This window comes from Shewanella sp. YQ_9, assembly GCF_043103185.1.
In the GTDB taxonomy this organism is placed as follows: Bacteria; Pseudomonadota; Gammaproteobacteria; order Enterobacterales; family Shewanellaceae; genus Shewanella; species Shewanella algae.
In genome coordinates this window covers 41,274-53,426 of record NZ_JBICJO010000001.1, presented here as the reverse complement: position 1 = coordinate 53,426, position 12,153 = coordinate 41,274, and the positions used below count along the sequence as shown (strand labels likewise).

The following is a 12,153-nucleotide window of genomic DNA, read 5'->3' as shown; positions in this document are numbered from 1 at the left end:
CGCGCATGTGCGACAAAGTATAACGTAAAGTCGCACATATGAGACAGCTACGGCGCAGATTATCTGCATTCATGAAGGCAAAACGAGGTGACAAGCCCCTTCGGGAGTTTGCGGCTAGGTATGCCTTGTCAAAAGACACTGTAGCTCGGATTGAGGGCCAAGATCAAAATGTGACCATCGACATGCTGGAGCATATGTGTAAGGTATTTCGGTGCGATGTAGGTGATCTCTTCCCGCCAGTTGATGTGAGCTCTGCTGACGGGGAATAGCCGTTATTTTTTCGACTCTTTTGCGATCTCAACCAATTCAGCCTGAAGTGACTTGTTATCGTCTCGTGCTTCTTTCAATTCTTCTTTGAGGCCTTTGATTTGCTCGTTTCGCTCGTCAACTCGTGCGGACAGGGCAGCCAATTCAGTCTGAAACCGCGCATTCTCTCCTTGGGCAGCGTCCAGGTCAGACTTCAATTTCTGGATCTCTTCACCTTGTTCGTGCTCCAGTGTGAGAAGATCTGCAATACGTGTCTCCAGGCGAGAAATCTCATTCAGAGCTTCATCTCTCTCATGGGCTGCGGCGTCTATATTGGCTTGGGCTTCTTGCTGTATTTTTTCAACGGTAGCAGAAGCCAGTTTACTCGCTGCTGTCCACACCTGGCTGAGAGAAGTCTCGATGGCTTTTTTCAGCTCAGATGGAATTTCAAGGGCCGCTACAACTCGTGCCTTTTGTGACTCTCTCCATTCTCGCATGACGGGAGAAATGTGGGATAACGATCCACTCCCCATGCGCTCGCGTACCTGCTCATTGGTTGGGTTCTCGTTGCCCTCGGCAACCAATGCGTTGGCGGCCTCAACGATCCTTTCTTTGATTTCCGGTTTGATCTTCATGGGTCTCTTGCCTGTTTTGTATCAAATGTATGTATGTATTGTACATACAATACATACTATAAATACAATACGCAACAACCTGAGTCCGTCCAAGACTCTCCAAGTGGAGTTTTTGGCAGTTGCTAGTTTCAGGACACGTGAGATAGTGGATTTAATCGAATCAGGAGACGAGCATGGACTACAAGTTTTTGAGTGTGGATCTGTCTGCGGCGACCTTTGAGGGACTCTCTTTGTCTCATCATCGGAAGATCGCATTATTGGGTACCATTACCATCTGGCTGGGGGTGGGTTACGCCTTTTACCTGGCCGCGTTGCGGTTGGATGCCCTTGGGTGGGCTGAGGATGTTGCTTCAGTTTTCCTAATTGGCGCGTTGATTCATTACATCGCTGGTGGTCAGTTCATCATGTATAGCGCTGCTCAGACGTTGGCTAGGGTAACTCCGCTCGGTGTCCTTTACCGACAGGACAAGGCCGTGCTTGATAGAGCCAAAAGAGAGCTGCTCTCGATAGCTCGGGAGGTTCAGTTCAGGGATTACCTGGAATATGGCAAGATCAATCCAGCTATTCGATCCCGTAGTAGTTTGGTGGTGATGGCTCACCAGAAGAAAGGTGATCTGAATCAGTGGATTGGCAGTGCTCGGAATCTTAAGCAACTGGCAAATCTTGTTTATCAAATATACCTAGTTGAACAAATCCTGGCGCAAGACATCGAGTCCGAACTTCAACCTTCCTAAATCATAAAGGGTCATTCTCGCATGACCCTTTAAACCTCCTTTTCCTCTTCAGAATTCATACCATAGCTTCCAGTAAAAATGGAGGCTTGGATGTTTATCAGTACACCCTTTGTCAGATTCGCAGTTAACCGTCTCTATCGCCAAGGCAAGCTGGATAAGCAGCAGCGAGATTACCTGATTCTTCAGGACCGCCAGATCAATGTGATGATCACTATTGGCGCATTGGTACTGCTCGCGGCCTATTACATTCGTTAGACAGGGGATTTCATGTGAGCAATATCGTTCATGTTGACTTTAGTGCAAGGAAATCTGAAAGGGCATTCAGTGCGGACGTGTACTCCTTTGACATGAAAAAGTATCGGTTTCAGGTGGTGGCGACATCGATCACAGAAGCTTATTACGCCTTTGTTGCTGAGGCTGTCCAGCATGGTGTGAATGTCATTCGTTGTATAGCAATTTATCTAGGGCTGGCGGACCAAAGAGCGGAGTACCAGGTTCCAGCAAAGGTTTGGCAACAATATGATCCGGTTGCTGGTGGATTGGTCGAGTTCTGATGATGAATTGGTTCCGATCTCCAAAATCCTACCCATACATTGTTGTTGCCACTGCATCAATACTGATGATGGTAATTCTCACCTCTGGTGAGCCTGTTTCCATCACCTTTCCTTTGCTGCTTTTCATGTCCGCAAAACTCAGCGTCATCTTTGGTGCCGTTGAGATTGGTTTGTCGTCCATCGGGCGTTACGAAAGTAAAGAGGATGTATACCGGGCTATTAGCAGAGCTATCTCTGCATTTGGTATGGCGATGTGCTTCATGTTGTTGATCGGTGCGTATGAGGCCGCGAAGAGGTGAGGGCAGAATCCGTGAAAATTATCAGGATCAGCGAAAGTCATGTCTTAGCAAATGACCGTTGGCTTTATCACGTTCTTGAGCATCTGGATACCTTCACCTTGTTGGAGTGCCGGGGTAGAAGAGAAGTCTGCCTTAGAGATATTACGCACACGCTGATTCTTGATCATTTGGATGAAGCAGAAAGTCCTACAGAAATTTTGAACCAAGTGATGAGTGCTTCCTGCGAAATTAAAACGCTGGTTGTTGTGGCTTCGGAACCAGAAACAGACATCAGTGGAATCGGTTTTGACCTGCATATAGCAATGCGGCAAGACCTTGATTGCTTGGAAAGCATTGGTGCTGTCTGTGTGAATGACTTGGGCATGGCAGTAAACCTAGTGAAGGACAGTTTGGTGAAAGCAGCATAGGAAACAGAGATGAATGATGAAACGGCACAATTGATGGAGGAGGTGGACACCGAGAATCAAAAATCGGTTTCCTACGACGATGAAACTGTTATCTGGGAAGGAAGGCCTTCTCAGTGGGTGAACCTGGGCACTTTTATCTGGTGGGGCGTGTTTTTCATCGGTTCTGCCGTATCACTGTTCCTCTGGGATGCAGGTTTGAACGATGGGTACAGTGCTCTCATCAATGAGGCGGTTTATTGGGTTTGCTATGGCCTTATGGGGTTGTCGATTACCAGCATCCTCTACGCTTATCTCTCTGTTCATTATGAGCACACTGTTATCACGCGAAACAAGATCAAGGAAGCAAAGGGGATCACAAGTATCTTCCGGCAGGAGTTGTTCTGCGAGATCAGCGACATCAAAGATATTAACAGCCCTCCAGCCGGGCTTCTTGGCCTTGTGGGGTTGTCAACGCTGGTTATTGAAACTAACGACGACGACCAGCCAATTATAAAGATCCGTGCGATCAAGAATCGCGACCAATTAATTGAAAAGCTCCTTCCTATTTGGCGCAAGCTGAAAATCGAGCGAAAGGGGTACTTTGGAGACCGATAATGAAAAAGACAAAGTATGCTGCCCTGTTTGGGGGTTTGGCGATTTCCTCCCTATGCCTTGCTGGCCCGCCAGAGCGTCATGATCCTGCGTTTAGGAATGCTACGAAAGAAACTGCTATTGAGTTTGTGGCCAAGTATTACGCCCATATGGATCGAGGGATGTCCAGGAGGCACCTTGAAAGCTACTGGACCGAAGACAAGATAGAGCAGCTCGATAAACTGACGGTAAGCATTGCTGATAGAACTGGTAAAGAGCTGGTTCACGAAAGCCAGCGGCTAATGGATCTTGAGCACATGGAATCCCGGTGTGAAAACATTGACCTTGTGAAAGCTAAAGCCTATGGATCGCCATCGAGAAAGGCAAAGCTTGAGTATGTCGTTAACAATCACTGCGAGAGCTGGAGAGGGTCTTTTTCGAGAACCATTAACTTGCGGTTCTCTTCCGATCAGAAACATTGGTTGATTGACGAAATTGAAGATGGAGAAAAGCAATGAGGTTGTTAGGTATCTTGATCGCGCTCAGTCTTTCATTATTCAGCTCTATTGCAGCGTCAGAGTCGAACAGTTCGGCAGAAAAGCCGTTCCCTGAAGTAACCTTTGACAAGGTTCAGGAAATATTCGGCCATAACTTGGACACTGACGATACCGTCCTCAAGACGCTGTTGTTGGCTATCGGGATGGATCACACATCAACTGAATCACCTCACGCCAACGAGCGGATTGGCATTCCCTATATAGTCCATGAAGGGCCGGGCTATTGGGTGGCGCGTCTTAAATCCGGTGAAAGAAAGCTTGAAGTCCTGGTCAACAATGCCTTGCTTCTGCTTTTCACCAAAGAAGAAATTCCCAGGGCGCAGGAGACGGCTTTTGCATTAATGAAATCTGCCGCAGACAAAGGGTACTGGCCAGCGGATTACTATGTGGCAGAAAGTAATTTGTCGAAGCACTTGACGGTGGATTACACCGAAGGCTCGTCGTCCGTAAGGGTGATGGATGAAAAGTCAAAGGTGATTGCTAAGGACACCATGACCCGATACAACCGTTGCGCTGACATGGGTTTTGCGCCTTGCCAATATCGAATTGGGTTCTGGCTATCCAACTCAACAAAGACGCTCAAAGATGGGCTGGATGTACTCAGAACGGCGATTCACACCTCCAGAAATGACACTCGCTACCAGGGTGTGCTCGATGGCGCTTTAATCATGGCGGCAAAGGAGATCGTCTTTAAGGGGGATCAGGTCGGCATGGATAAGGTCGTCCGTGAAGAGTACGCCAATCTGGTAAAGCAGCAGCTTGCTATGCTTGCCAAGGCAGCAAAAGAAAGCGAAAAGAAGTAACAGTTGAGGCTTCGAGATGGACGTTCAATCATCTTCTTTTCGCTACGGCCTATATCTTGATCCGGCACCTGATGATGAGGTTGTACCCTGTCTGAAAGAGGCGGAAAAGAAGGCAAAAAGCTTGTCTATGGATAAAGGCGGCGTGCTCGTTGCTGTCTGGCAGGATGGGGATAGGGTTGTTCGCCTTTTCGCGGGTGGGGATGAGTTTGTTCCTGTGAAGCTCTGATTTTGTATTGTTGGAAGCTCAGATGATAACGTTTATAACCGATATTCTCTCGCCTGCTGAACCTGACATTCTGAAAGGGTTTGAGCACTATGACCTGGTTTTTGTACCATTGGATGATGATTTAAGTGCAGACTTCCTTCGGATTTCACCTCCGGAAACTGGGTGGTCACACGATGAACTCTGTCGCCACTCTGGGAGGCTTGAGTGTGGTGACGCTTACCTTGCTCCTCCGGGTATTCCTCTGAATATCCCATCGGCTCAATGGGTCGGTAGCTCTGAGGTTTAAATTGCTACTGACCCAGTATGCGTTGAATTTGTGGTGCAACCTCCTTTGACCCCAGTGGCACAATTCTCCTATTGGCTCAGTATCTGCTGTACTGCCTGAAGAAGCTGCTCTGGCGTGCGGTATCCCTTCAGGAGGTAGTCCTGACCTGTCTGGTTATCCAGGATGCGGATAGCCGGTGTCGCAGTAATACCGGCGCGGCGGCCATCTTCATAGTCCTGATTGATCTTGCCCTTATGGTCATCCGATGCAAGACAGTTACCGATGAGGCTTCCGTTAAGTCCGAATGATCGAACGTATTCCGGAATATCACCCAGGCCTTTGCCATTTCCTTTCGTGTCCATCATGAACCTTTCCAGGGCGATCCACGCGGTTCGGTTGTCATAGGCTTCCTTTACGCACTCAATGGCTTGGCTTTCAATAGCCGCGACCGGGTTATGGCTGCCGAGGGGAAAGTGTTTGAATTCCCAGTTAATCACGCCTTGCGAGTGTTCTACGACTTGTTTGATGCTCCCGTGCATCTTTCGGCAGTAAGGACATTCGATGTCTCCATACTCTTGAAGCGTAATTCTCGCGTTGAGCTCACCATAGATCAGTCGGTTGTCCGGCGTAGATACCTGGGCTAACTGAAACTGTTCTTCCAAGCTGGACAGGAGTTCTTGCGCCTTGCGCTTCTCCAGTGAGGAAAGCCGGTCATCGACCAGTGTGATCACGTCATGTTGAGAGAGGTGCTCTCCGGGGGGCTGGTCAGTGCTGGCCTTCAGGTTAATCAGCTCCGTGTGTAGATAGATGTTGGATGCTATAAGTGCGACTGTTGAGATGATCAAAACCCCGGTTATTAACTGATTTCCGCGCATAAAATCCTCATTTTTCCAGCAAATAAGGCACTTTAATCAATCTGGTTGTTGAGGTCCGGGTTAATGGGTCAGGTATCCTCAACCTATTACCATGAATACTTAAAGTTGTTTTACAGTATAAAAACTTTACAGTAAATAAATTATGGGGTAGCCTGATTATGTGATGGTTTAATGAGGCTACTCATGGCTGATGAAAAGCATGAAGTTCTACTAAGGCTGAGAGCAATTGAATTGCTGGCATACTGGGAGGGACGATTGGTTACCAATCGGCTCATGTCCTGGTTTGGTATCAGCCGACAACAGGCTTCATCTGATATTAAGCGTTATATAAGTGTTCACAATCCTGGCTCCCTTTATCACGATCCGGGGGTTAAAGGGTATGTCCCACAAGGGGACTTCCAACCGGTCTTAACGAAGGGTCATATCAACGAATACCTGGATATGATTTCCGGTCTGGTCAGCGAATCTGTCGCTGTGACTCTCGAATCCGAAGATCATCTTGCTGCTGTCCAACTGCCCGATCGCACGGTTCGGCCAGAAATAGTCCGAGAAATATTACGAGCTTGTCGGACGCAAACCAGCGTAAAAATCCTCTACGCCTCTATGACCAATCCTGTGTGGAGTGAGCGTGTTATATCTCCGCACACACTGGTTTATACAGGGTTCCGTTGGCATGTTCGTGCGTACTGCCACAAGCGTGGTGAGTTCCGTGACTTCATTCTGTCCAGGATAGACCGGACACCAAAACCTGCTACAGAGTCGTCACCCGATCCAATGCAGGACTCATTGTGGAATGAGCAGATCCTGTTAACCATTGTGCCGAACCCCAAACTGAACGATGGACAGAAGGCGCTGGTAGAGAAGGATTTTGGTATGCCGGATGGTCGGTTACAGATTTCGGTGAGAAAAGCACTGGCACACTATACCTTGCAGCGTTATCAGGCGGCGATAACCGTTGATGAAGCAGCCGATGAGTTTAAGTTCCCCATCATCCTACTGGATTCAGATCGAAAGAAGCTGAGTCCTTTTTTGTTTGGCTCAGAGTCTTAGGGGAGGTTGAGTTTGATAAAGCAGTTCCATTATGACAGCGACATGGCGGGTGGCTCCCTCATGGTGAGAGAAAGCCGTATCGTTGCTGGTTTGCTAATGGACGGCGTAACACCTGAACAGTGGGATGAAGCAATTCGTGTAGAGAACGTGTTGCAAAAACGCACGCCAACGTCAGCAAAGCGAAATGCCACCGCTATTCGCAAACGACTTGAGCGCCTGGAGCCAGAGTTCTGGCGAGCGTTGAGAGATGGTGATGACGAGCTGGCAACACAGGTGGCCTTTTGTGGTGCGTTGGAGCGGAATCTTTTGCTGGTGGAGTTTATGGAGACGGTACTTCGTGATGCCTACATGTCGAGAGCTGAGCATCTCGATGCGTTTGTTTGGGCGGATTTTCTCGAAGACCGGTCGCATAGAGATCCGGCCATTGGTGACTGGAAGGAATCCACAAAAAAGAAAATGGGGCAGGTTGTGTTTCGTATGCTCGCTGAGGTTGGGTACCTGAAGAGCACACGAAAGCTTGAACTACAGCATGTTGTGGTAAGGCCTGAAGTCAAAACCATGCTCGAAGAGCATTACAAACAAAGAATTAAAAAGTGCATGGAAGTGTCGGCATGGACGCGATAAGTGCATTGGGAGCAACTATGGATCAACGACTACATGACCGGCTGAATCAGATACCAGACAAGATTCTGTCCCCAGAGTTTTTGAGTGGGCAGGGACTGGGAAATGAAATTGGCTTCTGGATATTTGATTACGAGCCTGAGCAAGAGCTTGGGGTTCGAGAGTACATCGAATTCCTTGAAGTCATGTTGGCCAAGAAGCATAGCCAATTGAAGGTGGTTAACATCAATCTTCTAAAGTGCCTGGTCGGTTATCTTGCCGATCGCAACTTCGTTGATAAAGCCATAGAGATGCAGAAGGTCAAAGGTGATGAGGCCTTGATGAAAGCCCTGAAAGGGCCGCTGCACATGGACAAATTCGCGCCTTACCTGACAGAAAAACATTCCGCTACCGAGCAGGACATCATCTTTATTACTGGAGTGGGTTCTGTTTGGCCGTTATTGCGAGCACACAACCTGCTAAACAGCCTTCATTCACTGTTGGGGCATAAGCCTGTCGTCCTGTTTTATCCCGGCCAATACAACGGCCAGGCAATGAGCCTGTTCGGGAGAATACCCAGCAATAACTACTACAGAGCCTTCAGGTTGGTTCCGTAAGCGATGGCGACCAATTATTAAGAACTTCAGGGGAATCAACACACTATGAACATCAAAGAACTCTTTTTTAAGCCACTGGATCGCTCAATTAACGGTGTTGTTAAGGCTGACCAGGATGATGATGCCACTGTTTACCAGGAGCTGGATGAATATGTGGTGACCAATGAGCTGGAGAAGCATTTTCGGGATTTCTTTCAGTCCTACGGTACCGATCTCAATGACCCCTCCATCGCTAACCGTGTGGGGGTGTGGATTTCTGGTTTCTTCGGTTCTGGTAAATCGCACTTCTTGAAGACCTTATCCTATATTCTGGCCAACAAGGTGGCGCGGGATTCAGAAGGTAACGAACGCAGCGCAGTAGAGTTTTTTGATGAACACAAGATCCGCGATGCTTTTATTCGTGCAGATATTGATAAAGCCGTAAGCGGTCATTCCGATGTCATTCTGTTCAATATTGACAGTAAGGCCAGCTCAAACGATGACGGCAACCCTATCCTTAATGTCTTCCTGCGAGTGTTCAATGAGCACCAGGGTTTTAGCGGTGATCACCCGCACATCGCGCACATGGAACGCCATTTGGCACAGAAAGGTGCCTATGAGACCTTCAAGGCTGCTTTTGAAGAATCCAGCGGTCTATCATGGACTGAGGAACGAGACGGGTATCAGTTCTACCAAGATGACGTAGAGAAGGCCATTTCCAAGGCATTGAACCTGTCGCCAGATGCTGCCCATAAATGGTTTGAAGAATCCGAAGAGACGTTCAGCGTCTCCGTCGAAAACTTCTGTCACTGGGTCAAAGAGTACCTGGACAGTAAAGATCCGAAACACAGGATACTGTTCCTGGTGGATGAAGTCGGTCAGTTTATTGGCAGTAATACCCGCCTGATGCTGACCTTGCAAACCATCACGGAAAACCTGGGCACCATCTGTAAGGGGCGTGCCTGGATCATAGTAACCTCTCAGGCCGATATGGACGCGGTACTGGGTGAACTGTCATCTTCCAAAGCCAACGATTTCTCCAAGATTGCCGGTCGCTTCAAGACCCGGTTGTCGCTGTCCAGCTCGAACACCGATGAGGTTATCCAGAAGCGCTTGCTGCGTAAGACTCCGGAAGCAGCGGACATGCTCAAGTCCGTCTTCGACCAGAAAGGCGACATCCTGAAGAACCAAATTACCTTCGATCGTTCTGGGCCGACGCTCAAAAACTTTGATGGTCCAGATAGCTTCGTCAATAACTATCCGTTTGCGCCTTACCACTTCCAGTTGGTACAGAAGGTTTTTGAGGAGATCCGTAAAGTCGGGGCCACAGGGGCGCACCTGGCTTACGGTGAGCGGTCTATGCTGGACGCCTTCCAAATGGCCGCCAGCTCCATCGCCAAGGAAGAGGTGGGAGCTCTCGTGCCAATGCACCGCTTCTATAGTGCCGTTGAAGGCTTTTTGGATACAGCCGTCAAACGCACCATCGATCAGGCCGGTGAAAATGCCACGCTGGACAGTTTCGATGTTCAGATGCTCCGCACATTGTTCATGATCCGCTATGTAGACCTGATCAAAGGAACTCTCGATAACCTGGTCACCCTGTCGATTGAGAAAATCGACGATGACAAGCTGGCGCTACGCAAACGTATTGAGGAGAGCCTTCAGCGTCTGGAGAAGGAAAGCCTGATCACCCGTAATGGTGATGAGTTCCTGTTCCTGACCAACGAAGAGCGGGACATTACTCAGAAGATTAAGGCTACTGACGTTGCCAGCTCGGAAGAAAACAAAGAACTGAGCAACCTGATTTTCAAAGACCTTCTGCGAGATACCAATAAATACCGGCATCAGCCCAACAAGATGGACTACAGCATTGGCCGTTACCTGGATGGGCATACCCTGGACGGTAAGTATGAAGCTGACCTGAAAGTGGAAGTGGTGTCACCGCTGGACACTGATTACAGCCAATACTCTGAGGCTGGCTGCATCAACAAAAGCGCAGAGGGCGAAGGTCAAATCCTTATTAAGCTGGGCGATGATAAGCAGTTCTTCAGTGAACTCCGCACCTGGCTGAAGACCAACAAGTTTATTCGTCTGAACGACGATGGTACCCAAGCGGACATTACCCGTATCTTGGCTGATCGTGGTCGGGAGAACCAGGAGCGTAAAAAGCGCCTGCGTGCCCGGATGGAAGACATGCTGTTGAAAGCGGAGGTCTACGCTCTTGGTCAGCATCTTTCTCTATCTTCATCCAATGTACTTACCAAGCTTGATGAGGCTTGCCGCTACCTGCTGGAGAATACTTACACCAAGCTGAGCTATATCAAGGTCTACCAGCAAGACCCTTGGCGCGAGCTTAATGCCGTTCTGACCGTCGATGATATTGGACAAATGGGCCTGTCATTGGAAGGTGAAGAGGGTAATCCAAAGGCAACCCGCGATGTTGAGCAATACATCGGGCTTAGGGCGACCGGGACCGAGCGTATCCTGCTTTCAGACATTGTTGAGCGTTTCGCGAAGCGACCGTATGGCTGGCCAGATGCTGAGATTTTGTTGATTGTTGGCCGTTTGGCTGCGGCTGGCCGGATCTCGTTCCAGCTTGGGGGGGGAACGCTGCCTGTCAGGGAAGCGCTGGAGCCTCTCCAGAATACACGCCGTCGTCGCGAAGTCTCAATTATCAAGAAACGCCAAACCGATGAGGCAGTGCTGAAGCAGGCGCGTAACCTGACTCAAGACCTGTTCTCTTCAATGGGTCCTGCCACTGAGAAGGAGTTGTTCGAGTTTTACACTCAGCACTTCAGCAAGTGGCTGGCCAACCTCAAATCCTACAAGAGCAAAACCGATGTGGGCCGTTTTCCAGGGAAGACAGTGATTGAGCAGTCAATCCTGACTCTGGAGCGCTTGCTTAGTAATGATGATAGCTTCGATTTCTTCAAGCAGGTCGTGGATAAGAAGGACGATTATCTCGATCTGGAGGAGGATTACCGGGACATCCACGAATTCTTCAGTAACCAGATCCACACCTGGCAGCAGCTTCAGCAGGCACTTCGTCACTTTGATAAGAACCGTCAGGCGTTGGAGAAGGACGCGGAAGCCAGTAAGGCTTTGTCGGAACTGCAATCTATCGAATCAGCAGATGCGCCTTACGGGATGTTGCACAAGGTCGCTTCTCTGGTAAGCGCAGTAGAAACCGTCAACGAACGTCTGCTAACTGAAAAGCGAACACATGCCATTGAGCGAGTGGACGACAAAATCAAACAGCTTGAAGGTGAGATCGCCAAGAGTGGTATTGGCTCACCTGAGCTGAGTAACCGGCTACTTCGTCCACTACAACTGGTGAAAGCAGATTTAGAGACGGAGACCAGTATTGCCGGTATCTACATGCTGCAAACAGAAACAGCTATCGAACGCTTTGATGATGGTCTGTATGAGCTTGAGCGAGCGGTTCAGGCAGAGATTGAGCGCCGCGCCAAGGCAGAACAGGCAGCGAAAGCGCAGCAAGCTGACCCAACCGGCGCAGATACGTCCAAACCGGTCCCGAATACAAAGCCAGAGCCACCCGTTGCTAAGCCTAAACCAGTTGTCGAGGTGAATGTGTCCAGCGTCTACAACAAGACCTGTGAAGGCGTGTACTTGGAAACTGAAGAATCCATCGACCAGTTTGTGGAAGCCCTCAAAGCTGAGTTGAAGAGCATTGTTCGCAATGAAAAGCGCGTGCGTATTCGCTAAGGAAGTAATC

16 protein-coding genes are annotated in these 12,153 nt (G+C 49.0%); 14 read left to right on the top strand and 2 right to left on the bottom strand.

What is annotated here, in order from left to right; all coding sequences use genetic code 11:
• Positions 1-38 precede the first annotated feature (38 nt).
• The gene (locus ACF8D4_RS00270) at positions 39-269 is read left to right on the top strand and encodes a helix-turn-helix domain-containing protein (RefSeq protein WP_392468034.1); all 231 of its coding nucleotides are present in this window, start codon (positions 39-41) and stop codon (positions 267-269) included.
• Positions 270-272: 3 nt separating this feature from the next.
• Here the strand turns inward: ACF8D4_RS00270 and ACF8D4_RS00265 are convergent, their stop codons facing one another.
• The gene (locus ACF8D4_RS00265; protein WP_004748871.1) at positions 273-881 is read right to left on the bottom strand and encodes a DNA-binding protein; all 609 of its coding nucleotides are present in this window, start codon (positions 879-881) and stop codon (positions 273-275) included.
• 173 nt (positions 882-1,054) lie between these two features.
• Between ACF8D4_RS00265 and ACF8D4_RS00260 the strand changes: the two genes are divergently transcribed.
• The 9 genes from ACF8D4_RS00260 (at position 1,055) to ACF8D4_RS00220 (ending at position 5,031) form a co-directional block, all read left to right on the top strand.
• The gene (locus ACF8D4_RS00260; RefSeq protein WP_392468031.1) at positions 1,055-1,615 is read left to right on the top strand and encodes a hypothetical protein; all 561 of its coding nucleotides are present in this window, start codon (positions 1,055-1,057) and stop codon (positions 1,613-1,615) included.
• 90 nt (positions 1,616-1,705) lie between these two features.
• The gene (locus ACF8D4_RS00255) at positions 1,706-1,870 is read left to right on the top strand and encodes a hypothetical protein (RefSeq protein WP_004748873.1); all 165 of its coding nucleotides are present in this window, start codon (positions 1,706-1,708) and stop codon (positions 1,868-1,870) included.
• 14 nt (positions 1,871-1,884) lie between these two features.
• Positions 1,885-2,169, top strand: coding sequence for a hypothetical protein (locus tag ACF8D4_RS00250; protein ID WP_004748874.1), 285 nt, complete (start codon positions 1,885-1,887; stop codon positions 2,167-2,169).
• Positions 2,169-2,468 carry a hypothetical protein gene (locus ACF8D4_RS00245; protein ID WP_004748875.1) on the top strand — a complete coding sequence of 100 codons (300 nt, stop codon included), beginning with the start codon at positions 2,169-2,171 and terminating at the stop codon, positions 2,466-2,468. Before ACF8D4_RS00250 ends, ACF8D4_RS00245 begins: the two co-directional genes overlap by 1 nt.
• An 11-nt stretch (positions 2,469-2,479) precedes the next feature.
• Positions 2,480-2,875 carry a hypothetical protein gene (locus ACF8D4_RS00240; RefSeq protein WP_138922221.1) on the top strand — a complete coding sequence of 132 codons (396 nt, stop codon included), beginning with the start codon at positions 2,480-2,482 and terminating at the stop codon, positions 2,873-2,875.
• A gap of 9 nt (positions 2,876-2,884) precedes the next feature.
• Positions 2,885-3,469 carry a hypothetical protein gene (locus tag ACF8D4_RS00235; RefSeq protein ID WP_392468029.1) on the top strand — a complete coding sequence of 195 codons (585 nt, stop codon included), beginning with the start codon at positions 2,885-2,887 and terminating at the stop codon, positions 3,467-3,469.
• Positions 3,469-3,963, top strand: a complete 495-nt coding sequence (locus ACF8D4_RS00230; protein WP_392468026.1) for a nuclear transport factor 2 family protein — start codon at positions 3,469-3,471, stop codon at positions 3,961-3,963. The genes ACF8D4_RS00235 and ACF8D4_RS00230 overlap by 1 nt, the downstream gene beginning before the upstream one ends.
• Positions 3,960-4,805 carry a hypothetical protein gene (locus tag ACF8D4_RS00225; protein WP_392468025.1) on the top strand — a complete coding sequence of 282 codons (846 nt, stop codon included), beginning with the start codon at positions 3,960-3,962 and terminating at the stop codon, positions 4,803-4,805. Before ACF8D4_RS00230 ends, ACF8D4_RS00225 begins: the two co-directional genes overlap by 4 nt.
• Positions 4,806-4,821: 16 nt before the next feature.
• Positions 4,822-5,031 (top strand): hypothetical protein, encoded by a 210-nt coding sequence (locus tag ACF8D4_RS00220; protein WP_004748880.1) that lies wholly within the window; start codon positions 4,822-4,824, stop codon positions 5,029-5,031.
• Between the two features lie 354 nt (positions 5,032-5,385).
• Here ACF8D4_RS00220 and ACF8D4_RS00215 read toward each other — a convergent pair whose 3' ends face one another.
• Positions 5,386-6,171 (bottom strand): DsbA family protein, encoded by a 786-nt coding sequence (locus tag ACF8D4_RS00215; RefSeq protein ID WP_392468022.1) that lies wholly within the window; start codon positions 6,169-6,171, stop codon positions 5,386-5,388.
• A gap of 183 nt (positions 6,172-6,354) precedes the next feature.
• Between ACF8D4_RS00215 and ACF8D4_RS00210 the strand changes: the two genes are divergently transcribed.
• From ACF8D4_RS00210 to brxC, 4 genes are read left to right on the top strand one after another with little or no spacing between them, the layout of a single operon-like run.
• A complete protein-coding gene (locus ACF8D4_RS00210; RefSeq protein ID WP_268905146.1) occupies positions 6,355-7,221 on the top strand; it encodes a YafY family protein in 867 nt (288 codons plus the stop codon).
• A 12-nt stretch (positions 7,222-7,233) separates the two neighbouring features.
• Positions 7,234-7,845: a DUF1819 family protein gene (locus tag ACF8D4_RS00205; protein ID WP_268905145.1), complete on the top strand. Its 612-nt coding sequence runs from the start codon at positions 7,234-7,236 to the stop codon at positions 7,843-7,845.
• Positions 7,815-8,438, top strand: a complete 624-nt coding sequence (locus tag ACF8D4_RS00200; RefSeq protein ID WP_392468019.1) for a DUF1788 domain-containing protein — start codon at positions 7,815-7,817, stop codon at positions 8,436-8,438. The genes ACF8D4_RS00205 and ACF8D4_RS00200 overlap by 31 nt, the downstream gene beginning before the upstream one ends.
• 45 nt (positions 8,439-8,483) lie before the next feature.
• A complete protein-coding gene (brxC, locus tag ACF8D4_RS00195; RefSeq protein WP_392468017.1) occupies positions 8,484-12,143 on the top strand; it encodes a BREX system P-loop protein BrxC in 3,660 nt (1,219 codons plus the stop codon).
• Positions 12,144-12,153: the final 10 nt, after the last annotated feature.